Origin of the sequence: Massilia sp. (assembly GCF_046293535.1) — a bacterium.
GTDB lineage: Bacteria > Pseudomonadota > Gammaproteobacteria > Burkholderiales > Burkholderiaceae_D > Telluria.
Genome location: NZ_JBKBOV010000014.1, coordinates 80,913 through 107,305 on the forward strand (window position 1 = coordinate 80,913; position 26,393 = coordinate 107,305).

General features: G+C 66.7%; 21 protein-coding genes and 1 tRNA gene. 7 read left to right on the forward strand and 15 right to left on the reverse strand.

The features are described 5' to 3' along the window. The first annotated feature begins 48 nt into the window (after nt 1-48). Together rsxB and nth are read left to right on the forward strand one after the other, a co-directional pair. Nucleotides 49-762, forward strand: coding sequence for an electron transport complex subunit RsxB (gene rsxB, locus ACK4S9_RS10260; RefSeq protein WP_409725045.1), 714 nt, complete (start codon nt 49-51; stop codon nt 760-762). A 9-nt stretch (nt 763-771) separates the two neighbouring features. After that, on the forward strand, nt 772-1,464 hold the full coding sequence (gene nth / locus ACK4S9_RS10265) for an endonuclease III (protein ID WP_409725048.1): 693 nt from the start codon (nt 772-774) through the stop codon (nt 1,462-1,464). On the opposite strand, the gene ACK4S9_RS10270 is transcribed toward nth, so the two are convergent. The 7 genes from ACK4S9_RS10270 to rplU all read right to left on the reverse strand — a co-directional run bounded on the left by ACK4S9_RS10270 (nt 1,461) and on the right by rplU (nt 7,030). Continuing rightward, nucleotides 1,461-1,823 carry a nuclear transport factor 2 family protein gene (locus ACK4S9_RS10270; RefSeq protein ID WP_409725050.1) on the reverse strand — a complete coding sequence of 121 codons (363 nt, stop codon included), beginning with the start codon at nt 1,821-1,823 and terminating at the stop codon, nt 1,461-1,463. The genes nth and ACK4S9_RS10270 overlap by 4 nt on opposite strands. 57 nt (nt 1,824-1,880) lie before the next feature. Next, nucleotides 1,881-3,461 carry a methyl-accepting chemotaxis protein gene (locus tag ACK4S9_RS10275; RefSeq protein WP_409725052.1) on the reverse strand — a complete coding sequence of 527 codons (1,581 nt, stop codon included), beginning with the start codon at nt 3,459-3,461 and terminating at the stop codon, nt 1,881-1,883. A gap of 162 nt (nt 3,462-3,623) precedes the next feature. Then, complete coding sequence (gene proB, locus ACK4S9_RS10280) at nt 3,624-4,754, reverse strand: glutamate 5-kinase (RefSeq protein ID WP_409725055.1); 1,131 nt, start codon at nt 4,752-4,754, stop codon at nt 3,624-3,626. Then, nucleotides 4,751-5,161: a hypothetical protein gene (locus tag ACK4S9_RS10285; RefSeq protein WP_285375274.1), complete on the reverse strand. Its 411-nt coding sequence runs from the start codon at nt 5,159-5,161 to the stop codon at nt 4,751-4,753. The genes proB and ACK4S9_RS10285 overlap by 4 nt, the downstream gene beginning before the upstream one ends. 11 nt (nt 5,162-5,172) lie before the next feature. Further along, nucleotides 5,173-6,285 carry a GTPase ObgE gene (gene obgE / locus ACK4S9_RS10290; protein WP_409725059.1) on the reverse strand — a complete coding sequence of 371 codons (1,113 nt, stop codon included), beginning with the start codon at nt 6,283-6,285 and terminating at the stop codon, nt 5,173-5,175. Nucleotides 6,286-6,403: 118 nt separating this feature from the next. Continuing rightward, the gene (gene rpmA / locus ACK4S9_RS10295; protein WP_027865916.1) at nt 6,404-6,676 is read right to left on the reverse strand and encodes a 50S ribosomal protein L27; all 273 of its coding nucleotides are present in this window, start codon (nt 6,674-6,676) and stop codon (nt 6,404-6,406) included. A 42-nt stretch (nt 6,677-6,718) separates the two neighbouring features. Then, on the reverse strand, nt 6,719-7,030 hold the full coding sequence (gene rplU / locus ACK4S9_RS10300; RefSeq protein WP_027865917.1) for a 50S ribosomal protein L21: 312 nt from the start codon (nt 7,028-7,030) through the stop codon (nt 6,719-6,721). A gap of 283 nt (nt 7,031-7,313) precedes the next feature. On the opposite strand from rplU, the gene ispB reads away from it, so the two are divergent. The 3 genes from ispB to ACK4S9_RS10315 all read left to right on the forward strand — a co-directional run bounded on the left by ispB (nt 7,314) and on the right by ACK4S9_RS10315 (nt 10,222). Then, complete coding sequence (gene ispB / locus ACK4S9_RS10305; RefSeq protein WP_409725063.1) at nt 7,314-8,300, forward strand: octaprenyl diphosphate synthase; 987 nt, start codon at nt 7,314-7,316, stop codon at nt 8,298-8,300. A gap of 52 nt (nt 8,301-8,352) precedes the next feature. Continuing rightward, nucleotides 8,353-8,429, forward strand: a tRNA-Pro gene (locus ACK4S9_RS10310). Nucleotides 8,430-8,644: 215 nt separating this feature from the next. Beyond that, nucleotides 8,645-10,222 (forward strand): methyl-accepting chemotaxis protein, encoded by a 1,578-nt coding sequence (locus tag ACK4S9_RS10315; RefSeq protein ID WP_409725066.1) that lies wholly within the window; start codon nt 8,645-8,647, stop codon nt 10,220-10,222. A gap of 16 nt (nt 10,223-10,238) precedes the next feature. Here the strand turns inward: ACK4S9_RS10315 and ACK4S9_RS10320 are convergent, their stop codons facing one another. Next, entirely contained in the window at nt 10,239-12,056 is a 1,818-nt protein-coding gene (locus ACK4S9_RS10320; protein ID WP_409725068.1) for a sodium:solute symporter family protein, read from the reverse strand. Between the two features lie 400 nt (nt 12,057-12,456). On the opposite strand from ACK4S9_RS10320, the gene ACK4S9_RS10325 reads away from it, so the two are divergent. Next, nucleotides 12,457-13,155 carry a dienelactone hydrolase family protein gene (locus ACK4S9_RS10325; protein WP_409725071.1) on the forward strand — a complete coding sequence of 233 codons (699 nt, stop codon included), beginning with the start codon at nt 12,457-12,459 and terminating at the stop codon, nt 13,153-13,155. On the opposite strand, the gene ACK4S9_RS10330 is transcribed toward ACK4S9_RS10325, so the two are convergent. From ACK4S9_RS10330 to ACK4S9_RS10360, 7 genes are all read right to left on the reverse strand, one after another. Continuing rightward, a complete protein-coding gene (locus ACK4S9_RS10330; RefSeq protein ID WP_409725073.1) occupies nt 13,152-15,830 on the reverse strand; it encodes a molybdopterin-dependent oxidoreductase in 2,679 nt (892 codons plus the stop codon). The genes ACK4S9_RS10325 and ACK4S9_RS10330 overlap by 4 nt on opposite strands. Continuing rightward, nucleotides 15,830-17,053 (reverse strand): NAD(P)/FAD-dependent oxidoreductase, encoded by a 1,224-nt coding sequence (locus ACK4S9_RS10335; protein WP_409725076.1) that lies wholly within the window; start codon nt 17,051-17,053, stop codon nt 15,830-15,832. Before ACK4S9_RS10335 ends, ACK4S9_RS10330 begins: the two co-directional genes overlap by 1 nt. Beyond that, on the reverse strand, nt 17,038-17,385 hold the full coding sequence (gene nirD / locus ACK4S9_RS10340; protein ID WP_409725079.1) for a nitrite reductase small subunit NirD: 348 nt from the start codon (nt 17,383-17,385) through the stop codon (nt 17,038-17,040). Before nirD ends, ACK4S9_RS10335 begins: the two co-directional genes overlap by 16 nt. A gap of 20 nt (nt 17,386-17,405) precedes the next feature. After that, nucleotides 17,406-19,940 (reverse strand): nitrite reductase large subunit NirB, encoded by a 2,535-nt coding sequence (gene nirB / locus ACK4S9_RS10345; protein WP_409725081.1) that lies wholly within the window; start codon nt 19,938-19,940, stop codon nt 17,406-17,408. A gap of 11 nt (nt 19,941-19,951) precedes the next feature. Beyond that, the gene (locus ACK4S9_RS10350) at nt 19,952-21,268 is read right to left on the reverse strand and encodes an MFS transporter (RefSeq protein WP_409725083.1); all 1,317 of its coding nucleotides are present in this window, start codon (nt 21,266-21,268) and stop codon (nt 19,952-19,954) included. Between the two features lie 253 nt (nt 21,269-21,521). Beyond that, complete coding sequence (locus tag ACK4S9_RS10355) at nt 21,522-22,700, reverse strand: CmpA/NrtA family ABC transporter substrate-binding protein (protein WP_409725085.1); 1,179 nt, start codon at nt 22,698-22,700, stop codon at nt 21,522-21,524. Between the two features lie 28 nt (nt 22,701-22,728). Then, nucleotides 22,729-23,373, reverse strand: coding sequence for an ANTAR domain-containing response regulator (locus ACK4S9_RS10360; protein ID WP_409725088.1), 645 nt, complete (start codon nt 23,371-23,373; stop codon nt 22,729-22,731). A gap of 606 nt (nt 23,374-23,979) precedes the next feature. On the opposite strand from ACK4S9_RS10360, the gene ACK4S9_RS10365 reads away from it, so the two are divergent. After that, a complete protein-coding gene (locus tag ACK4S9_RS10365; RefSeq protein ID WP_409725091.1) occupies nt 23,980-26,337 on the forward strand; it encodes a S9 family peptidase in 2,358 nt (785 codons plus the stop codon). Nucleotides 26,338-26,393: the final 56 nt, after the last annotated feature.

Below are 26,393 nucleotides of genomic sequence, written 5' to 3' on the forward strand. Positions count from 1 at the left end.
CCCGTGCCGACTTCGCATCGCCCGCCGTTTTGGCGGATAATGTCGGCTTTGACCGCCCACCTTCGCGCCGTGACCAAGACCCTCGCCGACCTGATCGAAGACGCGTTGCCGCAGACGCAATGCACCAAGTGCGGCTATCCCGCGTGCCGTCCGTATGCGGAAGCGATCGCGCGCGGCGAAGCCGAGATCAACCAGTGCCCGCCCGGCGGCATCGAGGGCGTGCAGCGCTTGTCGAGCGTCACCGGCCGCCCGGTGATTCCGATCAATCCGGCCAACGGCGTCGAGCGCCCGCGCCCGGTCGCCTTCATCGACGAGTCGCTCTGCATCGGCTGCACCCTGTGCATCCAGGCCTGCCCGGTGGACGCCATCCTGGGCGCGGCCAAGCAGATGCATACCATCCTGCCGAGCCTGTGCACCGGCTGCGACCTGTGCGTGGCGCCCTGCCCGGTCGACTGCATCTCGATGGTCCCGGTGACGGGCGAGCTCACCGGCTGGGCCGCCTGGTCGCAGGAAGCCGCCGACGCCGCCCGCGCGCGCCACGACTTCCGCAGCGAACGCCTGCGCCGCGAGAAGGAAGAGAACGACGCGCGCCTGGCCGCCAAGGCCCTGGAAAAGATGCGCGCGGTGACGGCGGAGGTGAGCAACACGCCGGAAGAACTGGCGGAAAAGGAACGCAAGCGCGCCATCATCGCGGCGGCGATGGAACGCGCGCGCCAGAAGGCGGCCGCGAGTTCGCCCGACGGCGCACCGGACAACACCTAAGCAAAACCGATGAATCCCGCCAAACGTTTAGAAATATTCACGCGCTTTCGCGCCGCCAACCCGAAGCCGACCACCGAGCTGGAATTCAGCACGCCTTTCGAGCTCCTGATCGCGGTGCTGCTGTCGGCGCAGTCGACCGACGTCGGCGTGAACAAGGCCACGCGCCGCCTCTACCCGGTGGCCAACACCCCGCAAGCCATCCTCGACCTCGGCCTGGACGAACTCAAGTCATATATTTCGACCATCGGCCTGTACAACACCAAGGCGGCCAACGTCATGGCGACCTGCCGCATCCTGGTGGAGCAGCATGGCGGCGAGGTACCGCGCTCGCGCGAGGCGCTGGAAGCCCTGCCGGGCGTGGGCCGCAAGACCGCCAACGTGGTGCTCAACACCGCCTTCGGCGAGCCGACCATGGCGGTCGACACCCACATCTTCCGGGTGTCGAACCGGACGAAAATCGCACCGGGCAAGAACGTCGACATCGTCGAGCAGAAGCTGCTCAAGTTCGTGCCGAAAGACTTTCTCATTGATGCCCACCACTGGCTGATCCTGCACGGCCGCTACACCTGCGTGGCGCGCAAGCCCAGGTGCTGGAACTGCCTGATCAACGACCTGTGCGAGTTCAAGGACAAGACGCCGGCGCCCGCCGGGGTGATGGATCCGGCGGCCGACCTGGCCAGCCAGGCCGCCGAACTCGGCTAGCCGAGCCGCGTTTCCCCGGTCGCGAACGAGGCGCGCACGATGCGCCCGCCGACCACTTCATACACGCACAGCATCTCGACCGTGCCGCGGCCTTCCGGGAAGTTGCGGGTCACGATCTCGAGGTCGGTGACGAAGTTGCCGAGGACCGAGCGGTTCAAGAGGCGCGCATGCAGGTCGGGTTCGGCGAAGCGCTCCTGGTAGCGAGGGCGGATCTGTTCATGGCCCTGGGCCAGCAAGGCACCATGCAGCGCGAACTGCTGCGCATCCGGCGCATAGGTGGCCATCAGGGCGTCGAGGTCCTTGGCGTTGTAGGCGTCGAGCTGCGCCTGGACGACAGCGAGGGGGGAAGTCGGGTTCATGGGCTCTGTGGGTCAATGAAAATACGCGCCAGGCCTGGCGCGTTCGTCATCTTACTTTCATGCGCTCAGCCGTGCAGGAGAATGGCCCGGCAGCGGCTTGCGCGCCTTCCGCGCATCCTCGAGCTTGAAGACCGCGACCACCTCGTTCAGCGCTTGCGTCTGGTCGCGCAGCGACTGCGCCGCCGCCGCGGCTTCCTCCACCAGCGCGGCGTTCTGCTGGGTCACGGCGTCCATTTCGCCGACCGCCATGTTCACCTGCGCGATGCCGGCACCCTGCTCCGCGCTGGCCTGGCTGATCTCGCCGATGATGTCCATCACGCGGCGCACGCTGGTGACGATCTCGCCCATGGTGGCGCCGGCTTCGCTCACCAGGCGGTTGCCCGCGTCGACGCGCTGCACCGAATTGTTGATCAGTTCCTTGATCTCCTTTGCAGCCGTGGCCGAGCGCTGCGCCAGGTTGCGCACCTCTCCGGCGACCACCGCGAAGCCGCGACCCTGCTCGCCCGCCCTCGCCGCTTCCACCGCGGCGTTCAAGGCCAGAATGTTGGTCTGGAAGGCAATGCCGTCGATAACGCTGATGATGTCCACGATCTTGCGCGAGGAATCGCTGATCGACGCCATAGTGCTCACCACCTGCTCGACCATGTGGCCGCCCTTGGTCGCAACATCGCAAGCCGAGATGGCCAGCTGGTTCGCCTGGCGCGCGTTGTCCGCGTTCTGCTGCACGGTCGAGGTGATCTCTTCCATCGACGAAGCGGTTTCTTCGATCGCGCCCGCCTGCTGCTCGGTACGGTTCGACAGGTCGACGTTGCCCCGTGCGATCTCGCTTGAGGCCACGGCAATGGTCTCGGCGCCGCTGCGCACCTGCGCCACGATAGTCTGCAGGCTCCCGGTCATGTCCTTCAGGGCCTGCAGCAGCTGGCCCGTTTCGTCGCTGCTGCGCACCTCGATAGTCGTGCGCAAGTCGCCGGACGCGACGCTCTGCGCCGCCTCGACGGCTTCGCCCAGCGGGCGGGTGATCGAACGCGAAACGAAGACGCCGGCTGCGACCGCCGCAATCGCGCCCAGCAGCATCAAGGAATAGCTGAGCACGGTGGCGCGCTTGCCGACCGCTTCGGCCTCCACGACGGTTGCAACCGTTTGTTTGCTCATGGCCTCGTGCGCCTTGACCAGGAGCTCGGCCGGCGCACGGTCCATGCCCTTCACGGCCTGGTCGCCGGCAGCCGCATCGAAGCCGGCTGCGGTGAAGTCGGCAAAGCCGCGGCGATAGCCCTCACCCATCCTGGCATGGGCTTGGGCGAACTGGCCCAGCAGCTCGCGCACCTCACCAGCCGACAACACGGCCACCAAATCCTTTGCCTCCTTGGCGACCTCGGCCTCGCTCTTCTGGAACGCGTCCCAGTACTTGCTGCGCTGCTCGTCGTCCTTGCCGCGCAACAGGGTGTTCTTCCACTCCTGGGTCTGCAGGCGGAAGTGCGACAGCAGGCCTTCCATCCGCTGGGCCTGCGTTGATTGAACTACCGCAGCGTTATAGGTATCCATAGCCTGGTTCATCCGACCCATGCCGAAGAATCCGGCGCAGGCGACCACCAGGGTGACGGCGGCGAAGCCGAGAGGAAGTTTGCGGCTGAGTTTCATGAGTTGCTTTCGGTAGACGCCAAGAAAAGGCGCGCTTGATGCGCGCCGCATAACAGTCTACGTTTTTTGTATCCTACGAGCAAAACTTGTGCAAAATGATGATGAACTCAGCCGCAAAAATGTATCTTCACAGCAACGTACGCAAGGATAACGCGCAAGGGATCACAGCAGTACCAGGTTATCCCGGTGGACCAGCTCCGGCCCTTCGACATATCCCAGGATGCGCTCGATCTCGGCCGACGAATGGCGCATGATGCGCCGCACTTCGCTGCTGGTGTAGTTGGTCAGTCCGCGCGCCAGCGGCTTGCCCGCTTCGTCGATGCAGGTGATCACCTGGCCGCGCCCGAACTCGCCGCGCACCGCGACCACGCCGATCGGCAGCAGCGACTTGCCCTCGCGGGTCAGCTTCTGCACGGCGCCGGCGTCGATCACGACTTCCCCGGTGGTGTGCAGGTGGTCGATCATCCACTGGCGGCGCGCGGTCAGGCGGCCGGTCGGCGCGGTGAGCTGGGTGCCGATCATCTCGCCGCCCGCCAGGCGCAGCAGCACGTCTTCTTCACGGCCCCAGGCGATGATGGTGTGGGCGCCCGAGCGCGCCGCGCGCCTGGCGGCCAGCACCTTGGTCAGCATGCCGCCGCGCCCGATGCTCGAACCGGCCCCGCCGGCCATCGCTTCCAGTTGCGGATCGCCCGCCTGCGCTTCCCCGATCAGGCGCGCGCCCGGGTCCTTGCGCGGATCGGCCGAGAACAGCCCGCGCTGGTCGGTCAGGATCACCAGCGCGTCGGCCTCGATCAGGTTGGCCACCAGCGCGCCCAGGGTGTCGTTGTCGCCGAACTTGATTTCGTCGGTGACGACCGTATCGTTCTCGTTGATGATCGGGACCACGCCCAGGCGCAGCAGGGTGGTGAGGGTCGAGCGCGCGTTCAGGTAGCGTTCGCGGTCGGCCAGGTCGGCGTGGGTCAGCAGCACCTGGGCGGTCTGGACGCCGTGCGTGCGAAAGCTGGTTTCGTAGATCTGCGCCAGGCCCATCTGGCCCACGGCGGCGCAGGCCTGCAGTTCGTGGATGTCGGTCGGGCGGGCGGCAAAGCCGAGGCGCAGCATGCCTTCGGCGATCGCGCCCGAGGACACGAGCACGACTTCCTTGCCGAGGCCGCGCAGCGCGGCGATCTGGGCCGCCCAGCGGGCGATGGCGGCGTGGTCGAGGCCCCTGCCCTCGTCCGTGACGAGCGAGGAACCGACCTTGACGATGATGCGGGAGGCTTGCTGGAGCGCTGAGTGGTGAGCTGAGGTCATGGTGACAGGAATTTTCCTCGCGGCCGTAAGGCCAGCAGGGAAAGTCCTGCCAACAACTCGACCGCGCAGACTGCTAATAATACCCCCTTCGGCAGCCCGATCGCGAAAGCGGCGACGAGGCGCCCGGCCGGCTGGGCCAGGAGGAACAATGCGGTGAGGTCGACGAGGAGGGGCTGGTCGCCCTGTCTCGATGCCAGCAGCGCCAGCATCGCGGTAGCGAGGCGCATGCCCACGTAGATGGCGTAGAACTGGCTGTAGCCGTTCACGCCGACGAGAAAGATGCCCATCGCCGACGCGATGCGGTCGGGATCGAGCATGGCCGCCAGCGCCGCCAGCGAACTGGCGGTGGCGACGAGCTGCAGCAGTTGGCTGCGCAGCCAGCTGCGGGTGACGGACGACGCGGCCAACTTAGCGTCTCTTAATCCTCGAGAATCTTGAAGCGCGGATCGTCCGGGTCGATCGAATTGATGCCGCGCGCTTCCTCGGTCATGGTGGTTTCCTCGGCGCGTTGCTCGCTGGTGCGCTTCTCTTCCAGGTGCAGGTAGATCGCATTGACCAGGTCCTGGCAGCCTTCGCGGTTCAATGCCGAGATCTCGAACACAGGCCCTTTCCAGGCCATGCGCTTGACGAAGTCCTTGACGCGCTTCTTGCGCTCGGCTTCGTCGACCACGTCCAGCTTGTTCAGCACCAGCCAGCGCGGCTTGTTCAGCAGCTCTTCGTCGTACTTTTCCAGTTCCTTGACCAGGGCCTTGGCTTCCTTGACCGGATCGACTTTGTCGTCGAAGCCCGACAGGTCGACGATGTGCAGCAGCAGGCCGGTGCGCGCCAGGTGGCGCAGGAACTGGTGGCCCAGGCCCGCGCCTTCGGCGGCGCCTTCGATCAGTCCCGGGATGTCGGCGATCACGAAGCTCTTCTCGTGCGACACGCGCACCACGCCCAGGTTCGGGTGCAGGGTGGTGAACGGGTAGTCGGCGATCTTCGGCTTGGCGTTCGACACGGCGGTAATGAAGGTCGACTTGCCGGCGTTCGGCATGCCCAGGAGGCCCACGTCGGCCAGCACCTTCAGTTCCAGGCGCAGGGTGCGGCGCTCGCCGGCCTTGCCTTCGGTCTTCTGGCGCGGCGCGCGGTTGGTCGAGGTCTTGAAGTGGATGTTGCCCCAGCCGCCCTCGCCGCCCTTGGCCAGCAGTTCGGTCTGGCCGTGCTCGGTCAGGTCGGCGATGATCTCGCCGTTGACGTCGTCCACGATCAGGGTACCGACCGGCATGCGCAGGGTGACGTCCTCGGCGCCCTTGCCGTAGCAGTCCGAGCCGCGGCCCGGCTCGCCGTTGCGGGCGTGGTGGGTCTTGGAGTAACGGAAGTCCACCAGGGTGTTGATGTTACGGTCGGCCACCACGTAGATCGAGCCGCCCTTGCCGCCGTCGCCGCCGTCCGGGCCGCCGAATGGGCGGAACTTCTCGCGGCGGAACGAGGCGCACCCGTTGCCGCCGTCGCCGGCGATGACTTCAATTCTTGCTTCGTCGATAAACTTCATGATGATGACCGATAAAAACTAAAAAGGCCCTACCGTGGGCAGAGCCTTTCGATGGAAGGCTTGCGCCTTGCAAAGAAGCGCCGCGTCGAGCGGCGCGAGTAACTACTCAGTTGCTTGATTAAGCAGCGACTGCTTCGTTGGCAACGACGGTCACGAACTGCTTCGAGCCCACGCCTTGCTTGACGAACTTGACGGTACCGTCGACCAGCGCGAACAGGGTGTGATCCTTGCCGGTGCCGACGTTGGTGCCAGCGCGCACCGGAGTGCCGCGTTGACGGATGATGATGCCGCCGGCGTTGATCGCCTGGCCGCCGTAGACTTTCACGCCGAGGCGTTTGCTTTCTGAGTCACGGCCGTTGCGGGTAGTACCGCCACCTTTTTTGTGTGCCATTTATTTGCTCCTTGATGAATGAACCTGGTGGATCAGACGGGATTAGCCGTTGATCGACACCACCTGGATTTCGGTGAAGTTCTGGCGATGGCCCTGACGCTTCTGGTAGTGCTTACGACGGCGCATCTTGAAAATGCGGACCTTGTCGTGGCGACCGTGGGAAACAACTTTCACCAGGACCGAGGCACCTTCGACCAGCGGAGCACCAAACTTGATGCTGTCGCCCGCGCCGAGCGCGAGAACTTGATCGATGGTGAGTTCGGAACCAATGTCAGCAGGTATCTGTTCTACTTTGAGTTTTTCGCCAGCGACAACTTTATATTGCTTGCCACCGGTTTTTATGACCGCGTACATGATTGAAACCTCATCAAATGTTTAAAAGATTCCCACCGGCGTCGAGACGCTGGACTGTTCGGAAGCCGGGGAACAGGGGATTATACATAACTCGCTGCAGCGCGTCAAAAGGCCTTGACGATTCGGAAGAGATCGTGTTGTGGACGTAGCACATTGCCAACGCGCCCCTGACCGGCCTTCGATCGTCCGTGCGAGCGATAAGCCATCCGTGGGACGCCCTCCCCTTGCATGACGTATAATCTCGGCACTTAACCAAATACTCACCGTTTATTGCAGGTTCGCCTTGTCAGCTGCTACCCAACACGCCCAGAACACCATCGCCCAATCGATCGCCACCGACATGGAGGCCGTGAACGCGGTGATCCGACAGCGACTGCAATCGGAAGTGAGTCTGGTGAACCAGATCGCCGAGTACATCATCAGCGCGGGCGGCAAGCGAATCCGGCCGGTACTGGTACTGCTGCTGGCCAATGCCTACGGCTACAAAGGCACGGCCCACCACGAGCTGGCGGCGGTGGTCGAGTTCATCCACACCGCGACCCTGCTGCACGACGACGTGGTCGACGAATCCTCGATGCGCCGTGGGCGCCAGACGGCCAACGCCCTGTTCGGCAACGCCGCCTCGGTGCTGGTGGGCGACTACCTGTACTCGCGCTCCTTCGAGATGATGACCAGCCTCGACAACATGCGCGTGATGAGCATCCTGTCGCGCGCCACCACCGTGATCGCCGAAGGCGAAGTGCTGCAACTGCTGAACATGCACGATCCGGACGTGACGCATGAAAGCTACCTGAAGGTGATCCGCTCCAAGACCGCCAAGCTGTTCGAGGCGGCCGCCGAGCTGGGCGCCCTGGTGGGCGGCGCCGATGACGGGCAGATCGCCGAGGCCGGCGAATACGGCCGCTCGCTGGGCACGGCGTTCCAGCTGATCGACGACGTGCTGGACTACGCCGGCGACGCCGCCGAGATCGGCAAGAACCTGGGCGACGACCTGCGCGAAGGCAAGCCCACCCTGCCGCTGATCTGGCTGATGGAAAACGGTACGCCGGAACAGCGCCAGCTGGTGCGCAGCTGCATCGAGCATGGCGACGAAGAACAGTTCGAAGCGGTGCTGGCGGCGGTGACCTCGAGCGGCGCACTGGACTACACCCGCCAGCAGGCGGAACAGGCTGCGCGCCGCGCGGCCGAGGCCATCTCCGGCCTGCCGGAAAGCGTCTACAAGGCGAGCCTGCAGCAGCTCTGCAGTTTCGCTGTTGACAGGAACCATTGAGCCGAATATAGTAATGCCTTCCCGAGATTTCGGTAACGAAGTCTCAAACAGTCGGGGTGTAGCTTAGCCCGGTAGAGCGCTACGTTCGGGACGTAGAGGCCGGAGGTTCGAATCCTCTCACCCCGACCACCGAATTCGAAAAAGCCAGATCCAGCGCCAGCTGATCTGGCTTTTTTAACGTCGGTGGCAAGCGTACAGGCCACGCGACAGCCATCGACTTTCTCCTCTCTGCGCGACCCTCCCACGACGCCTACGTACTTTCCACAAAGGAACAATTTTGTCCCTGGAAGATAGAATGGATGGTTTTTTTCATTCCGAAACCGGAGGTAGATGTGTCGTGGTTCATGAATATCAGTATCGGCAAGCGCCTTGCCATCGGCTTTGCCCTGATCCTGGCAATGGCAACGACTAGCGCTGCCTTCAGTCTCTGGCGCCTCGGCACCGTGGCGGCGTCGACGGAGGCCATGTCCTTGCCCCTGAAGAAAGAGCGCATGATCACCGAGTGGAATAAGCAGGTGTTCGGGGCGATCCGCCGCACGACCGCCATCATCAGGAGCAGCGACGACAGCCTCAAAACCTTTTTCAAGGACGATGCGGCGACCACCAGCGGCAGGTCGACCGAACTCATCAATATGATCAAGCCCTTGCTGGATACACCTGAAGAAAAGGCGCTGTATCAAAAGATCGTCGACCAGCGCAAGGTGTACAAGGATGTGACGACTGCAGCGGAACAGGCCAGGGCCGAGGGCCAGCATGAAGCGGCCATGCAACTGATCAACGAGCGCTACCTGCCGGCCGCCAGGACTTACCAGGATCTGCTCGACCAGCTGGTCGCCATGCAGCACCGGAACATCGATGCCCACGGCGCGGCGATCCAGGCTAGCCAGGCGCAGACCAGGAGCTCGGTCGCCGTGTTCACCGCCGTCATCGTGGCTGCCGGTTTCGTCATGGCGTGGCTACTCACGCGCAGCATCGTCGCCCCGATCCGCGAGGCCGTCATCGTGGCCGAGACCGTCGCCAGCGGCGACCTGACCCACCAATTCGAAGCACGTACCAAGGACGAGACCGGCGCCCTGCTGCGCGCCTTGCGCCACATGAACGACAGCCTCACGCGCATCGTCGGCGAGGTACGCGGCGGCACCGCATCCATTCACGGCGCAGCCGGGGAGATCGCCGACGGCAACCTCGACCTGTCCTCGCGCACCGAACAGCAGGCCGCCTCGCTGGAAGAAACCGCGGCGTCGATGGCCCACTTCACCGACACAGTGCGTCAGAACGCCGACTATGCGCATCAGGCCAATCAGCTGTCGATCACGGCCTCGAACGTGGCTGCGCAGGGCGGCGAGGTGGTGGCGCAAGTGGTGCAGACCATGGGCTCGATCAACGCCTCGTCCAAGAAGATCGTCGACATCATCGGCGTCATCGACAGCATCGCCTTCCAGACCAATATACTGGCCCTGAATGCGGCGGTGGAAGCGGCGCGTGCCGGCGAACAGGGGCGTGGCTTCGCGGTCGTCGCCTCCGAAGTGCGCACCCTGGCCCAGCGTTCGGCTGCGGCCGCAAAGGAAATCAAGACCCTCATCGACGATTCGGTCAGCAAGGTCGATACCGGCTCCAGGCTGGTCGACCAGGCCGGGACCACGATGGAACAGGTGGTGAGTTCGATCCGGCGCGTCACCGACATCATGGCCGGGATCGCGGCTGCCAGTCAGGAACAGACGAGCGGCATCGAGCAGGTCAACAGCGCGATCAGCCAGATGGATGCGGTGACCCAGCAGAACGCCGCCCTGGTCGAGGAAGCGGCGGCCGCAGCCGCCTCGCTGCAGGACCAGGCCACCAAGCTCACCCAGGCCGTCGACCTGTTCAAGCTCGACCGGCAGGCGGCGCTGCCGGCGGCTGCGCGCCCCTTGCTGACGCGCTGACGACAGGTTCACCTCATCAGGGCTGCGGCGGCGCAGGCGCACGGGCGCCCAGGCCCAGCGCCAGCACGCCGCCGGCCAGCCACGCCAGTCCAATCGCAAGTTCACCCAGCAACAACATCCGGTGGCCCCCGACCAGCAAGGCGACCGTGCCGCCGACCACGCCGGCCCAGCGCATCGCCGTGATGGCAAGCAGGCGCGCGCCGCTGCGGCGGCTGGCGCCGGGCCAGAAGCCGATCGGCGCGACTTCGGCGGCGAAGGCGCGCAGCGTGGCCGGGTCGGTCGGCGGTCCCCAGATCATGCCGGCCGCCAGGCCCAGCAGGCTGGCGCCGGCAATAATGAGCAGTTCCGTTTCATACGGCAAGGACAACCAGGCCAGCGCCAGCACCGCGGCCAGCCCGGCCACCATGGCGCCCAGCTCACCGGCCGCATTCACCCGCCACCAGATCCAGCGCAGCGCGGTCGGTGCGCCGAGCGCGGCGCCGAGGGCGGCGACCCACTTCCAGGCCTGTTCGATGGTCTCGATCTGGAAGCTGACCGCCACCGCCCCGACCGCAAAGCCGAGCACCGCCAGGCGCGCCACGCCGATCTGGCGGCGCACCGGGGCATTCGGCGACAGGCGCAGGTAGACGTCGTTGACGATGTAGGAGGCGCCCCAGTTCATGTGGGTGTCGATGGTGCTCATGAAGGCCGCCAGCAGGCTGGCCACCATCAGGCCGAGCAGGCCGGGATGCAGCAGGACGCCCATCAGCACCGGATAGGCCTGTTCGCGGTCGCCGGCCACGACTGCGCCGGCGCCGCCCAGGGCCGTGCCTTCGCCCCCGATCGGAATCAGGACCAGGGCCGCCAGTCCGACCACCAGCCATGGCCACACGCGCACCACATACTGCAGCACCAGGAACAGCAGCGAAGCTTTACGCGCGTCGGCCGGCGAACGCGTCGCGTTCAGGCGCTGCATCAGGTAGCCGCCGCCGTCGGCCGGCACGTTGGCATACGATTGCACCAGGATGTACAGCCCGAACAGGACGAAGGCCATGGCGGTCGCTCCCGGCATGTCGGGGAACAGGTCGAGATACATGTGGTCGGCCCCGTACAGGCGGCTCAGGCCCTCGCTCAGGCCCTCGCGTCCGCCCACGGCGGACCAGGCCAGGCAGGCAAACCAGACGCTACCCACCAGGGCCAGCCCCAGTTGCACGAGGTCGGTGACGATCACGCCCCGGATGCCGCTGAGGCTGGAATACACCACCACCAGCCCCAGCAGCAAGATGATGGTCAGGCCGTCTGATGGCGTGCCCATCGGCGAATTGGCGGGCCAGACCAACGCCATGTTATGCATCAGGCCGGGGAACCAGGTATCCCAGTGGAAGAAAGGCGAGGCGATCTTGACCATGGCGCGCAGTACCCAGCCCAGGATGATGGCGTTGTACACGATGCCGTACAGGCCGGCACGCGCGGTGCGCAGCACCGAGGCCGACCGGCCGGAATAGCGCCGGGCGATCAGTTCGGCGTCGGTCATGACGCCGCTACGGCTCCAGCTTTCCGCGAACAGCACGACCACGGCGGCGTGCACGCCCATCCAGGCCAGCCAGATCCAGTTGCCGCTGACGCCCTTGGTGGCGATGATGCCGGCCACGGCCAGCGGCGTATCGGCGGCGAAGGTGGTGGCCGCGATCGAGGCGCCGGCCCACCACCAGGGCAGCGAGCGGTCTGCCAGAAAATAACTGCGCACCCCGCCGCTTGCCAGCTTGCTGGCCCACAGGCCGACAATCAGGGCAAAGCTGAGGTAGAGACTGATGACGACCCAGTCGATCGTATGTAGCGCCAGAGAATTTCCCATTAGCTGGTCCACGCGAAAATGAAATGATGCAAGGTCGATCTCCTCGAAATGCGCTGCTCGCGCTGCAGGGTGCTCCCTGTTGGCTGGATTGTGATTGGCCGGGCGATGCCGGCGATGGGCCGAAGCGGCCCACGATGAATGGACGCCACGGCGATGCTGTCGGCTGTGGCGATGCGGCGAGGTATTGACACTGCACGGCGCGTGGCGCGCAATGATGTGCAGTTGATAAAAAATATTGTAGCGGCAATTATGGCGATGGGGCAACCCATGCGGCAGCCGTACGGGTGTCTTGGCGGCGTGGTCATGCGCCTGATACCGCTATGATGGCGCCGCAGGCCCCTTTCCGCCCGCCGGCCTGCCATGCATGGAGCAGGCGCCAACCACTTCTGAAAGGACGTCCATGAGCGGACAAATCCAGGTGCAAACGACGGATGGCAGCTTCGCCTGCTACGTGGCCCGCCCTGCCACGCCGGGTCCCCACCCGGTCGTCATCGTGATCCAGGAAATCTTCGGTGTGAACGCCGGCATCCGCAGCATTGCCGACGCCTACGCGGCCAAGGGCTTCATCGCCGTTTGTCCCGACCTGTTCTGGCGTACCGAAGCTGGCGTGTTCCTCGACGAATCGGTCGAGGGCGACTGGGACAAGGCCTTCGTCCTGTACAAGGCCTATGACCGCGACAAGGGCGTGGACGACATCGCCCTCCTGGTCAAGGAAGCGCGCGGCCTGGAAGGCGCCAACGGCAAGGTCGGCGTGACTGGCTATTGCCTGGGTGGCCTGATGACCTACCTGAGCGCCGCCCGCACGGACGGCGACGCCTTCGCCGCCTACTACGGCGGCGGCACCGACCAGTACCTTGGCGAAGCCGACCGGATCCGCGCGCCCCTGCTCTACCACCTGGCCAGCGCCGACGAGTTCATCGACGCGGAGGCGCAGGCGAAGATCCGCTCGACCCTGGAGGGCAAGCAGAACGTCGAACTGCACGTCTATCCGGGCCGCAACCACGCCTTCGCCCGCCCCGGCGGGAATCACTACCACGAGGGCGACGCCCAGCTCGCCAACAGCCGCACCGAGGCTTTCTTCTCGCGTACCCTGCGCTAGGAGCGCTCGGCCAGGAGTTGCCGGATCTCGGGCAGGCAGGAGCCGCAGTTGCCCCCCGCCCGCAGGCAGGCGGTGACGGCGGCAGCGTCTACCAGGCGCCGCTCGCGGATAGCCGTGCGGATCGTGTTGCGGCCGACGCCGAAGCAGGCGCACACGGTCGGGCCGGGATCCGCGCTCTGCTGCGGCGCGCACCCGGCCAGCAGGGTGGCGCGCTCCCGCGCCGGCAAGACTTCCTGCGCGAACAGGCCACCCAGCCAGCTGCGCGCCGGCAGGTCGGGACGGCGCGACACGAACAGGCAGGCCTGCAGCCGGCCCTCCACCAGCAAGGCGCAGCGCAGCATGCCCCCGGCCCGGTCCTCGTACTCGATCCAGTCCGCCTCCTCCCCTGCCCCCAGCAGCACGCGCGCCCAGTTTGCGGAAACCGGCTCGCGGCCGCCCAGTTCGTAACGCACGAAGCCGGCGCCGCGCACCCGCGTCCAGTTGGCGACGCGTGCCAGGTCCAGCTCCTCGCGGCTGAGGATGAAGCCATGCCAGGCCACCCCGAAAGGCTCGATCCGTACCGGCGTATGCTTGAATTCCGGCTCGCCCGAGACCGGGTCGACGTCCGGATTGACCACGGCGCCCACGCGCGCATCCGAGGCCGTCTGTCCGTTCCAGTGGATCGGGATGAAGGCGGCGCCGCGCGCGATGCCGCCGCTGTGCGCCACCCGCGCCACCATCGCGCCCCAGCGGCTGGACACGCGCGCCAGTTCGCCCTCGCGCACGCCGCTCATCAAGGCATCGTGCGGATGCAGGTCCACGAAGGGTTCGGGTGCATGCCCGGCCAGGCGCGGCGACTTGCCGGTGCGGGTCATGGTGTGCCACTGGTCGCGCAGGCGGCCGGTGTTCAGGGCCAGCGGGAATTCGCCGTCCGGCGCGTTGGCCGGCCGGCGCGGCGGGGTCGCAATGAAACGCGCCCTGCCGTCCGGGTGGGCAAAGCGGCCGTCGCCGAACAGGCGCGCCCTGCCCGCGCCCCCGCGCAGGACCGGCCATTGGAGCGGCGCGAGCGCGTCATACGCGGCGCGGTCCATGCCTGCCAGGCCGTCGATGCGAAAGGTGCGCGGCAGCTCCCCTTCCCTGTTGCGCCAGCTAGAGAGCCGGGCATGCTCGTCGAAGATCTCGTGCACGCCGGCGTAATCGAAGCCGGCGAAACCCATGCGCCGGGCCACCTGGCAGATCGCCTGCCAGTCGCTTCTCGCCTCGCCCGGCGCGGGCAGGAAGGCGCGCTGGCGCGAGATGCAACGCTCGGAATTGGTGACCGTGCCGTCCTTTTCGCCCCACCCCAGCGCCGGCAGCAGCACGTGGCCCAGCCTGGCGGTATCGGTGTCCGCGCTCATGTCCGAGACCACCACCAGATCGCAGCCTTCCAGGGCGCGTTTGACCTGGTCGGCGTCCGGCAAGCTGACCACCGGATTGGTCGCCATGATCCACACGGCCTTCACCTTGCCGTCTTCGATGGCGCGGAACAGGTCGACCGCCTTCAGGCCGGGCTTGTCGGCAATCCTCGGTGCGTCCCAGAAGCGGCGCACGGCCTCGCGGTGGGCCGGCTGGTCGAGCTCCAGGTGGCTGGCCAGCATGTTGGCCAGGCCGCCCACTTCGCGCCCGCCCATCGCGTTCGGCTGGCCGGTCAGCGAGAACGGCCCCATGCCGGGTTTGCCGATCCGGCCGGTGAGCAGGTGGCAGTTGATGATGCTGTTGACCTTGTCCGTGCCGCTGGAGGACTGGTTGACGCCCTGCGAGAAGGCGGTGACGACCTTGTCGGTTGCGGCAAACAGCTCGTAGAACTCGGCCAGTTGGCGAGGATCGACGCCGCAGGTGCGCGCCACGAAGTCGATGTCGGCGCAGCGGCCCGCTTCTTCGAGGGCGGCATCGAGGCCGCTGGTGTGGTCCGCCACGAAAGCGTGGTCTGCCCTGCCGGCACGCGCCAGGTGGCTGAGCAGGCCATTGAACAGCCAGACGTCGGTGCCCGCCTTGAGCGGCAGGTGCAGGTCGGCCAGCTCGCAGGTGGCGGTGCGGCGCGGATCGATCGCGACGACGCGCAAGCCGGGCCGCGCTTCCTTCGCCTTGACGATGCGCTGGAACAGCGTCGGGTGGCACCAGGCCGCGTTGGAGCCGACCAGCACGATCAGGCCGGCCAGTTCGAAGTCCTCGTAGCAGCCCGGCACCAGGTCTTCGCCGAAGGCGCGCTTGTGCCCCGCCACGCTGGACGACATGCACAGGCGCGAATTGGTGTCGATGTTGGCGCTGCCCACGAAGCCCTTCATGAACTTGTTGGCGACGTAGTAGTCCTCGGTCAGCAGCTGGCCGGAGACGTACATCGCCACCGCGTCGGGGCCGTGCTCGGCGATGATGGCGGCGAGTGCGGAAGCGATCTTGTCGAGCGCTTCCTCCCAGCCCGCCGTACGCAGCTTGCCGTCCTCGCGGATGCTTGGGGCCAGCAGGCGTCCGTCCAGGCCGAGCGTCTCGCCCAGCGCGGAGCCCTTGACGCACAGGCGGCCGCGGTTTGCGATGTGCTCGGGGTCGCCCTCGATCAGGGCGCCGTCCGCCATCGGAGTCGCCTTGATGCCGCAGCCGACGCCGCAGTAGGGACAGGTGGTGCGGACTGCTGCCGCGATCGGGATCATCGGGACACCCATCAGGCAGCCTCGCACAGGCCGGGACCGAACAGCAGCCGGTCGCGGATGCTTGAAACATCGGCGCCGCGCTGGATCAGGTCGAAGTACCAGGGGCCGTCCGCCACGTCGCCGTACAGCACCGCGCCGGTCACGCGGCTGCCCGCCAGCACCAGGCGCTTGTACACGCCGGCATGGCGGTCGCGCAGCACCAGGTCTTCGCTGCCTGCCAATCCGACGATGTCGCCGGCCGAGTACAGGTCGATGCCGGTCACCTTCAGCATGGTGGCGGTGGCTTGCTGCACGTAGCGGCGGTGGCCGAGCCCGGCCAGGTGGGCGGCGCAGACGCGCGCCTGGTCCCAGATCGGCGCCACCAGGCCGAAGGTGGCCTTGCGGTGCTGGACGCACTCGCCCACCGCATACACGCGCGGGTCGTAGGTCTGCAGGGTGTCGTCGACCACGATGGCGCGCTCGACGTGCAGGCCTGCCTCCACCGCCAGCGCCACGTTGGGGCGCACGCCGGCGGCCATCACCACCAGGTCGGCCGGCACTTCCAGGCCGTCGGCGAAGCGCACCGCCTCCACATTTTCCTCGCCCAGGATGGCCCGGGTCTGCGCGCCGAGCAGGATGCGCAGGCCGCGCCGCTCCAGCGCGCTTTTCAAGAGCAGGGCCGCGGCCGGGTCGAGCTGCTGGTTCATCAGGCTGCTCGTCAGGTGCACGACCGTGACCGACATGCCCTGGCGCAGCAGCCCGTTGGCCGCTTCCAGGCCGAGCAAGCCGCCGCCGATCACCACCGCACTGCCGCCGCGCTTGGCCGCTGCCAGCATCAGGTCGACGTCGTCCAGGTCGCGAAAACCCACCACGCCTTTCAACCGCGTCCCCGGCACCGGCACGATGAAGGGGCTGGAGCCGGTGGCCAGCAGCAGCCGGTCGTAGGCTACTTCCAGGCCCGAGCGGGCGCGCACGATGCGGCGCGCACGGTCGATCGCCACCACCGGGTCGCCCGCATGCAGCACGATGCCGTTCCCGGCATACCATTCGCGGGTATGGAGCACGATGTCCTCGGCCTTCTTCTCGCCCGCCAGCACCGGCGAGAGCATGATGCGGTTGTAGTTCACGCGCGGCTCGGCGCCGAACACGGTGATGTCGTACATGCCCGCGTCGAGCTTGAGCAACTCTTCGACGGTGCGCATGCCGGCCATGCCGTTGCCGACCACGACCAGCCTTTGCTTCACGGTGCGATCCATACCTTGCCTCCTTCCAGGCGGGCCGGGTAGCTGGCGACCGAGTGTTCGGGCGCTTCCAGGCACTCGCCGCTATGCAGGTCGAAATGCTGCTTGTAGATGGGCGAGGCGACCACGATGCGTTCGCCGATGCTGCCGACCAGGCCGCGCGACAGCACGGCGGCTTGGGCGTTCGGGTCATAGTTGTCGATGGCAAAGACGCGCGGTTCGGTGCTGCCGACGCGGAACACGGCCACCTGGCGGCCGCCCAGCAGTGCGCAGACGCCGGTATCCGGCACGATCTCATCGATGGCGCAAACGGCGGTCCAGTTTTGTAATTGCGGGGCTCGGTGCATGCTTCTCTCCTGGATGATGGTCAGGCCGCGCCGGCGGCGATCGGGATGACGCGGCCGCGCCGTTCCTCGGGATTGGCCGGGCGGATCTGGCCGCGCTCCGGCACGAATACGACATTGCCGTCGCCGGCTTCGCTGTTGACGAAATGACGGAAGCGGCGCCGCACCTCCGGATTGCTGACGGCTTCCTTCCATTCGCAGGCATAGGTGTCGACCACGAGCTGCATCTGCGATTCCAGTTCGGCGCCGATGCCCAGCTTGTCGTCGACCACCACCGCCTTCAGGTAGTCCAGGCCGCCCTCGAGGTTCTCGCGCCACACGCTGGTGCGCTGCAGGCGGCCGGCGGTACGGACGTAGAACATCAGGAAGCGGTCGACCAGCCTGACGACGGTGGCGTCGTCGATGCCCGATGCGATCAGTTCCGCATGGCGCGGCTTCATGCCGCCGTTGCCGCAGACGTAGAGGTTCCAGCCCTTCTCGGTGGCGATCAGGCCGACGTCCTTGCCCTGGGCCTCGGCGCACTCGCGGGTGCAGCCGGACACGCCGAACTTGATCTTGTGCGGCGCGCGCAAGCCCTTGTAACGGTTCTCGAGCGCGATGGCGAAGGCCAGGCTGTCGCCGACGCCGTAGCGGCACCAGGTCGAGCCGACGCAGGATTTCACGGTGCGCAGCGACTTGCCGTAGGCGTGGCCGGATTCGAAGCCGGCCGCGATCAGCTCTTCCCAGATGCTGGGCAACTGCTCCACGCGCGCGCCGAACAGGTCGACGCGCTGGCCGCCAGTGATCTTGGTGTACAGGCCGTACTTCTTGGCCACCTGCCCCACCGCGATCAGTCCGTCGGCCGTCACCTCGCCGCCCGGCATGCGCGGCACCACCGAATAGGTACCGTCCTTCTGGATGTTGCCGAGGAAGTAGTCGTTCGAATCCTGCAGGCTGGCGTGTTCCGGCTTGAGCACGAAGTCGTTCCAGCTGGACGCCAGAATGTTGGCGACCACGGGCTTGCAGATGTCGCAGCCCAGGCCCTTGCCGTGACGCGCGATCAAGTCGCCGAAGCTGCGGATGCCTTCCACCCGCACGATGTGATAGAGCTCCTGGCGCGAGCAAGCGAAGTGTTCGCACAGGTGGTCCTTCACCTCCACGCCCAGCCGCGACAGCTCGGCATTCATCACCTGGGTCATCAGGGGTACGCAGCCGCCGCAGGCGGTGCCGGCTTTCGTACAGTTCTTCAGCGCGCCGACGGTTGCCGCGCCCCCGGCCACCGCCTCGCACAGCGCGCCCTTGGAGACGTCGTTGCAGGAACAGATCTGGGCGCCGGCGGGCAGCGCGTCCACGCCGAGGGCCGGGCGCGCCGCGCCTTCCAGCGCCGGCAGGATCAGCACTTCGGGCGCTTCCGGCAGCGCGATCCTGTTCAGCATCATCTGCAGCAGCTCGCCGTAAGGCGTGGCGTCGCCCACCAGCACGGCGCCCAGCAGGAACTTGCCGCACTCGGAGGTGACGATCTTGCGGTAGACCTGCTTGCGCTCGTCCAGGAACTGGTAGCTGCGGCTGCCGGCCGTGGCGCCATGGGCGTCGCCGATGCTGGCAACGTCCACGCCCATCAGTTTCAGCTTGGTGCTCATGTCGGCGCCCGTGAAACCGGACTTCAGGCCCAATATCTGCCTGGCCGCCGTGCGCGCCATGTCGTAGCCGGGCGCCACCAGGCCGAACAGCTGGCCGCGCCAACAAGCGCATTCGCCGATCGCGTAGATGTGGGGGTCGGACGTCAGGCAGCGTTCGTCGATGACGATGCCGCCGCGCTGGCCGAGCGCCAGGCCGCTCGAGCGCGCCAGTTCGTCGCGCGGGCGGATGCCGGCCGAGAACACGATCATGTCGGCATCCAGGTGGCTGCCGTCCGCGAACTGCATGCGGTGCCTGCCTTCCTCGCCGTCGACGATGGCGAGGGTGTTCTTCTGCGTGTGCACCTGCACGCCCAGCTCCTCGATCCTGTTGCGCAGCACGCGCGCACCGGGATCGTCGACCTGCGCCGCCATCAGCCGCGGCGCGAACTCGACCACGTGGGTCCGCAGGCCGAGGTCGCGCAGCGCCTTGGCGCATTCCAGGCCGAGCAGGCCGCCACCCACCACCACACCGGTGCGCGACCGGGCCCCGCACTCGCTCATCGCTTCCAGGTCCTCGATGCTGCGGTAGACGAAGCAGTCCTTGCGGCTTGCTCCCGGTACCGGCGGCACGAAGGGCGTGGAGCCGGTGGCCAGCACCAGCTTGTCATAGCTGACGGGCTCCCCGTCCGCCAGCACGACCTGGCGCGCTTCGCGGTCGATGCCGGCCACGCGGGTGCCGAGCCTCAGCGTCAGCTGTTCGTTGTCGAAGAAGCCCGGCGCTACCAGCGAGAGCTCTTGCGCGGTTTTCCCCGCAAAGAATTCGGACAGGTGGACCCGGTCGTAGGCGGGCCGCGGTTCCTCGCCCAGGATGGTCACGCGCAACTCCGGATCGCTGCTGCTTGCCAGGGTTTCGACGAATTTATGGCCCACCATGCCGTGGCCGACGACGATGATATGCATTGCGCTGCTCCTTATGCTGCGGACACCGCCGGCGCGGCCGGCGCGGCCTCGCTGGGGGTCATGGTGAAACGGACGGCGATGGCGCACAGGCTCGACGCCAGCACCAGCACGCTCAGGATGGTCAAGGTCTGGGCGATGTCGCCGGTGCCTTTCATGAGGAAACCGGCGGCCACGGCGCCGACGTTGCCGCCGGCGCCGACGATGCCGGCCACGCCGCCCAATGCCTTGGGCGCGACGAAGGGCACCAGCGCATAGGTCGCGCCGCAGGCCATGTGGGTGAACAGGCCGAAGCACAGCATGGCGATCACGGCGTAGACGACGCCGTCGGCCTGGGCGAACCACAGCAGGCCCAGGCCCTCGCCGATCATCAGCACGAACAGCACGGTGACGCGGCGGTTCAGGTTTCCGCTTCTGGCACTGCGGTCCGACAGCCAGCCGCCCAGCGCACGGGCGAACAGCGCCAGCAGGCCGAAGCTGCCGGCCGCCAGCCCGGCCGCGCCCAGCGACAGGCCGAAGTGCTCGACGTAGTACACGGCGGCGATGTTGTGGATGAAGATCTCGATGCCGAAGCAGGCGCCGTAGGTGACGAACAGCAGCCAGGCGCGGTAGTTGCGGCAGGCACTGGCGAAGCTCGCCCAGCCGCCCTTGCCGCCCGGGAGCGCTTCGCCACGCGCGCGCAACTCGTCGTAGTTGCCGGCCGGGCAGTCCTGGGTGTAGCGCCAGTAGAAGAAGGCCATCACGATCATCATCAGGCCCGGCACCACCAGCGCCAGGCGCCAGCCCAGGGCCTGCGAGACGCCGAGCATGGTGACGGCGGTGAGCAGCAGCGGCATCAGGGCCTGGGCCGCGCCGCCGCCGCTGTTGCCCCACCCGGCCGCCGCTGCATTGGCGGTGCCGACCACCTTGGGACCGAACATCACCGAGGTGTGGTACTGGGTGATGACGAAGCTGGCGCCGACCGCGCCGATCCCGAGACGGAACAGCAGGAAGCTTTCGTAGCTCTGCGCCATGGCCACGCCCAGCACCGGGATGGAACCCAGCAGCAGCAGGCCGGTATAGGCCTTGCGCGGACCGTAGCGGTCGCACAGGGGGCCGATCAGCAGCCGTACGAAGATCGTGATGGCGACCGCCGCGATGTTGATGTTGGCGATCTGCTCCATCGACAAACCGAGTTCGCCCTTGATCACCGGCATGAGCGGCGCGCAGGCGAACCAGGCGAAGAAGCAGATGAAGAAGGCCACCCAGGTCAGGTGGAAGGCGCGCATCGGCGCCGTGTCGAACGAGAAGAGATTGATGCGGTTCGCCTTGTTGTCCAATGTATGGGCCATGTTTCTTCCTTTGAAAAACAAAACGGCGTCCGCGCTCCTGCCGTGCTGGCAGCGAATCGCGGACGCCGTTGTCCGGTTGCCGGCCCCTCGTTAGGCCGGCGAAGAAGTGAAGAGGATCGCCATTGATCCCGTACCGCTCTAACAGCAAGACCCGTGCCATCCCTTCGGCAAGGGGAGGCGCCTGGAATCGACGCCGTCGTGCGCTACATTGCGGTGCAACATGCCCGTAAATGATGCAGGCATGCGCACCGGTTCAAGCTGCGCACACGAACCCGGCGGCGTAGCCCGCCGGATCGCTGCCATCCCAGATGCGTCCGTCGAGCAGGGTCGAACTGCGCATGGAGGCATCGGGCAGGTCGACGCCGGCCATGGCCGCGGCGTCGCGGTAGAGATCGATGCGGCTGACCTCGCGCGCGATCGCGGCATAGGCGGGATCGGCGCGCAGCAAGCCCCAGCGGCGCTGCTGGGTGAGGAACCACATGCCGTCCGAGAGCCAGGGAAAGCTGGCCGCGCCGCCGGCGAAGAAATGCAGGCCGTTGTGGCCGCGCCAGCCGTCCGCGGCCTGCGCCTGGCCCGGCCGTCCGGCCAGGCAGTGCTGCAGCAGGTCCCTGCCCGCATTCACATAGCCCGGGCTGGCCAGCACCTCGGCCGCCGCCTCGCGGTTGGCGCCGGAGGCGTCCAGCCAGCGCGCCGCCGCCAGCAATGCGGCGACCATGGCGCGGCAGGTGTTCGGATTGGCCGCGGCGAAATCGGCGCTCGTGCCCAGCACCTTGCCCGGATGGTCGGGCCAGATCTCCTCGCTCGACACTGCCGGCAGCCCGGCGCCTTCGCGCAGCGCGCGCTGGCCCCAGGGCTCGCCGGCGCAGAAGCCGTCCAGGTGGCCGGCCGCCAGGCTCGCCGCCATCTGCCCGGGCGGCACGGTGACCAGCTTGCAGTGCTCGAAGGGATCGATGCCCGCCGCCGCCAGCCAGTAATACAGGAACATCGCATGGTTCCCGGTCGGGAAGGTATGCCCGAAGCTGGGGCGCAGTGCGCCGCCATGCACCAGACGCGCCAGCGCCGCGGCGTCGGGGGCCTTGGCAGCCAGGGCGCGCGACAGGGTGATGCCCTGGCCGTTGCGGTTCAGGTTCATCAGGACCGCCACTTGTGAAGCCCGCGTGCCGATGCCCATCTGCAGGCCAAGCAGGAGCCCATACAGGACGTGGGCCGCGTCGATGCCGCCGCCGACCAGGCGGTCGCGCATGCCGGTCCACGAGAGCTCGCGGCGCAGTTCGAACTTGATCCCGTACGCTTCGTCGAATCCGAGCACGGATGCCATCACCACCGGCGCGCAGTCCGCCAGCGGCATGTAGCCGATGCGGACCCGTGTCCTTTCCGGTTTATCCGAGCCGGCGATCCATGCGCCGCCGCTCTCCTGCCTTGTGCCTGTCATGCTGTTCCTGTCCTGTGCACCGCCGGCATCAGCCGAGCAGGTCTTCCACGTCGATGAGCCGCTGCGCGATCTCCGCCAGCTTCAGGTTCTTGTTCATGGCCATGCTGCGCAGGCGCTGGTAGGCCTGCTCCTCGGTGAGCCGGTAGCGCGTCATCAAGAGGCCCTTGGCGCGGTCGACGAGCTTGCGCTCGGCCAGCTTCTGGCGCGTGCCTTCCAGCTCGTCCAACAGCTTCTGCTCGCGCCGGAAGCGCGCCAGCGCCACGTCGAGCACCGGTTTCACGCGCTCGGACTGCAGGCCGGCCACGATGTAGGCCGACACGCCCGCTTCCAGGGCGGCGTCCATGCTGGCCGGCGCGTCGTCCTCGGTGAACAGCACGATGGGGCGGCGCGCGTCGCGCGTGGCGATCACGATGTGCTCGAGGACGTCGCGCGCATCCGACGCGCTGTCGACGATGATCATGTCCGGCTGCAGCTGGCCGATGCGCTCGGGCAGGAACACGTCGGCGGGGAGCGAGGCGACCAGGTCGTAGCCCGATTCGAGCAGCCCGATGCGCAGCGCGGCGCTGCGGCGCGCCTGCCCGGCCAGCGCCGCATCGGCTTCCGCGCCGGGTGTGGCAACAGGATTGACGACGACGATCCGCAGATGGGGTACTGCACAGCCATTGGATTTCATGCCGGCGTGTCATGCAAGAAGCGGTCCAGCCCAGCAATATTCACAGTGGCAACAAAGAGACATTCGCGGCGTAAATATCAGAGAACGTCTGATGTCACCAATTATTCACCCGATGTATCGATGGAATCACCAATCTAAAGTTTATTTATGGAGCCTTCCTCTCTATACTGCACCGCAACATCGCTATCTTTACAGGGGAAACACCATGGCCGCAACCCGCCGCTTCTTCGCCAGCGCGCTCGCCGCAGTGCGCAGCTTCTCGATCGAACTCTATGCCGCGCATGGCGGCTGGGCGCCTGCCGTCCGGGGCTGAACATGAGCATGTTCGATACCGTCCTGAGCGCCTGTGCCATCGTGGCGCTGGTGGTCCGCCTGGCCCTGTTCCTGCGCCCGGCAAAACGTCCGGGCAAGGCGGCCTGAACGCTGCGACGCAACAGCCGTATTGACGGATGAGCGCCGGTTGTACGTATGTACGTACGCCGGCGCTTTCTTTTTTAGCAGGACCGTTCTCCGCACCCCCCATATCGTGAAATGCTGAGCTAGAATGCAAGTCGCATTTTCTGGCAAGAAAGCCAACCTCCTTTCTACTACAGCACACACGACACGATGCGTACACCAGCACTCACGATCTTCGCAGCGCTCCTGGCGCTGCCGGCGGCGGCCTCCACGCCCATCACCCTCGACCAGGCCATGGCCCACCCCGACTGGATCGGCACGCCGGTGGAAGCCGCCTGGTGGAGCTGGGACAGCAAACAGGTTTTCTACAAGCAGAAGCGCACCGGTTCGCCGATCCGCGACACCTGGCAAATCACCCAGGGCGGCAAGCCGAAGCTGGTGAGCGATGCCGAAGCAAGCAAGATCGACGGCGCCGAGGTGATCTACAACCCGGCCCAGACCCGTGCCCTGATGCTGCGTAACGGCGACCTGTTCGAGCGCGACCTGAAGAGCGGCGCGCTGGTGCAGATCACGCGCGGCGCCACCAAGCTCGACGCGCTGCAGTACTCGCACGACGAACGCACCGTCTACTACCGCATCGGCACCGACTGGTACGGCTGGGATCGCGCCACCCGCGTGGTCGGCCCGGTCGCGCTGCCGCGCGCCGCCAAGGACCCGGCGGTGAACGAGGAAGACGCGCTGCGCGACCAGCAGCTGCGCCTGATGGCCCACCTCAAGCGCCAGAAGGACGAGCGCGACGCGCTGCGCGAGCGCATGAACGAACAGCGCCGCATCGACCCGACCCTGCCCCCGGCCCCGGTCTACCTGGGCGACAAGGTCGCGATCGAGGGCAGCGTGCTCTCGCCGGACGGCCGCTGGCTGCTGGTCGTCACCGCGCCGAAAGGCGGCGACAAGGGCCGCGTCGGCAAGATGCCGCGCTACGTGACCGAATCGGGCTACGAGGAATTCGACGACCAGCGCACCCGCGTCGGCCGCAACATGCCGGCGCCCCATGCACTGAAGCTGGTCGACCTGCGCACCAACAAGGTGCAGGACCTGTCCTTCGACGTGCTGCCGGGCGTGAACGTCGACCCGCTGGCCGAGCTGCGCGCCGCCGCCAAGAAGGAGCCGCTCAAGGGCAACCGCGCGGTGCGCGTCATCGACCGCGCCGACGCGATCGAATGGTCGGCCAACGGCGCCAACGTCGCCGTGATGCTGCGCGCGGTGGACAACAAGGACCGCTGGATCGCCACCGTCGACCTGCAGGCCGCCAAGCTCAAGCCGCTGCACCGCCTGACCGACCAGGCCTGGATCAACTACGACAACAACGAGTTCGGCTGGCTGCCGGACAACCGCACCCTGTGGTACCTGTCCGAGGAAAGCGGCTACTCGCACCTGTACACCCAGCCGGCCGAAGGCGGTCCTGCCCGCGCCCTCACCTCCGGCAAGTGGGAAGCCTCGGACGTGCGCTGGTCGCACGACGGCAAGATGGCCTACGTGATGTGCAACCGCGAAACGCCGGGCGACTACGAAGTGTGCGCCGTCGATGCCAGGAACGGCACGGTCCGCGAAGTGACGAGCCTCGACGGCGTCGAGCGCTTCACCCTGTCGCCGGACGAAAAGAAACTGCTGGTGCACTGGTCGAGCAGCTACACCCCGATCCAGCTGGCCACCGTGCCGGTGAGCGGCGGCGCGGCGACCAAGCTGACCGACACCCGCACTGCCGAGTTCAAGGCGCGCCAGTGGGTCGAGCCGCAATACGTGGCGGTGCCGTCGAGCGCCGGCGGCGATCCGGTTTGGGCCAAGCTGTACCGTCCGGCCCAGCTGGAGCCGGGCAAGAAGTACCCGGTCGTGATGTTCGTGCACGGCGCCGGCTACCTGCAGAACGTCAGCAAGCGCTACCCGAACTACTTCCGCGAGCAGATGTTCCACAACCTGCTGGTCCAGAAGGGCTACGTCGTGCTCGACATGGACTTCCGCGCCTCCAAGGGTTACGGCAGCAAGTGGCGCACCGCCATCTACCGCCAGATGGGCCATCCGGAGCTGGTGGACTACATCGACGGCGTGAACTACATGGTGGCGCAGCACCAGGGCGACGCCAAGAACGTCGGCCTGTACGGCGGCAGCTACGGCGGCTTCATGACCTTCATGGCCCTGATGCGCGCCCCGGAAGTCTTCAAGTCGGGCGCCGCCCTGCGTCCGGTGACCGACTGGGTGACCTACAACCACGAGTACACCGCCAACATCCTGAACACGCCGGACATCGACCCGCAGGCCTACAAGATCTCCTCGCCGATCGAGTACGCCGACAAGCTGCAGGGCCACCTCCTGATCGCCCACGGCATGGTCGACGACAACGTGTTCTACCAGGACTCGGTGCGCATGGCCCAGCGCCTGATCGAACTGAAGAAGGACAACTGGGAACTGGCCAGCTACCCGCTGGAGCGCCACGCCTACGTGCAGCCGGAAGCCTGGTACGACCAGTACCGCCGCATCTACCAGCTGTTCGAGCGTACGCTCAAGCAGTAATAACGAAGGCGCCTCTGGGCGCCTTTTTTTGTAGGGTGGGCGGGTCTCCCGCCCAC

What these genes read in the sequence shown, in the direction of transcription:
- proB (WP_409725055.1), bottom strand. Translation starts at nt 4,754, where the DNA reads ATGACCTCAGCTCACCACTCAGCGCTCCAGCAAGCCTCCCGCATCATC.
- rpmA (WP_027865916.1), bottom strand. Translation starts at nt 6,676, where the DNA reads ATGGCACACAAAAAAGGTGGCGGTACTACCCGCAACGGCCGTGACTCA.
- nirD (WP_409725079.1), bottom strand. Translation starts at nt 17,385, where the DNA reads ATGCACCGAGCCCCGCAATTACAAAACTGGACCGCCGTTTGCGCCATC.
- ACK4S9_RS10270 (WP_409725050.1), bottom strand. Translation starts at nt 1,823, where the DNA reads ATGAACCCGACTTCCCCCCTCGCTGTCGTCCAGGCGCAGCTCGACGCC.
- ACK4S9_RS10350 (WP_409725083.1), bottom strand. Translation starts at nt 21,268, where the DNA reads ATGGCCCATACATTGGACAACAAGGCGAACCGCATCAATCTCTTCTCG.
- ACK4S9_RS10320 (WP_409725068.1), bottom strand. Translation starts at nt 12,056, where the DNA reads ATGGGAAATTCTCTGGCGCTACATACGATCGACTGGGTCGTCATCAGT.
- obgE (WP_409725059.1), bottom strand. Translation starts at nt 6,285, where the DNA reads ATGAAGTTTATCGACGAAGCAAGAATTGAAGTCATCGCCGGCGACGGC.
- ACK4S9_RS10330 (WP_409725073.1), bottom strand. Translation starts at nt 15,830, where the DNA reads ATGGGTGTCCCGATGATCCCGATCGCGGCAGCAGTCCGCACCACCTGT.
- rplU (WP_027865917.1), bottom strand. Translation starts at nt 7,030, where the DNA reads ATGTACGCGGTCATAAAAACCGGTGGCAAGCAATATAAAGTTGTCGCT.
- nth (WP_409725048.1), top strand. Translation starts at nt 772, where the DNA reads ATGAATCCCGCCAAACGTTTAGAAATATTCACGCGCTTTCGCGCCGCC.
- ACK4S9_RS10365 (WP_409725091.1), top strand. Translation starts at nt 23,980, where the DNA reads ATGCGTACACCAGCACTCACGATCTTCGCAGCGCTCCTGGCGCTGCCG.
- ACK4S9_RS10315 (WP_409725066.1), top strand. Translation starts at nt 8,645, where the DNA reads ATGAATATCAGTATCGGCAAGCGCCTTGCCATCGGCTTTGCCCTGATC.
- ACK4S9_RS10355 (WP_409725085.1), bottom strand. Translation starts at nt 22,700, where the DNA reads ATGACAGGCACAAGGCAGGAGAGCGGCGGCGCATGGATCGCCGGCTCG.
- ACK4S9_RS10335 (WP_409725076.1), bottom strand. Translation starts at nt 17,053, where the DNA reads ATGGATCGCACCGTGAAGCAAAGGCTGGTCGTGGTCGGCAACGGCATG.
- nirB (WP_409725081.1), bottom strand. Translation starts at nt 19,940, where the DNA reads ATGCATATCATCGTCGTCGGCCACGGCATGGTGGGCCATAAATTCGTC.
- ACK4S9_RS10275 (WP_409725052.1), bottom strand. Translation starts at nt 3,461, where the DNA reads ATGAAACTCAGCCGCAAACTTCCTCTCGGCTTCGCCGCCGTCACCCTG.
- ACK4S9_RS10360 (WP_409725088.1), bottom strand. Translation starts at nt 23,373, where the DNA reads ATGAAATCCAATGGCTGTGCAGTACCCCATCTGCGGATCGTCGTCGTC.
- ACK4S9_RS10325 (WP_409725071.1), top strand. Translation starts at nt 12,457, where the DNA reads ATGAGCGGACAAATCCAGGTGCAAACGACGGATGGCAGCTTCGCCTGC.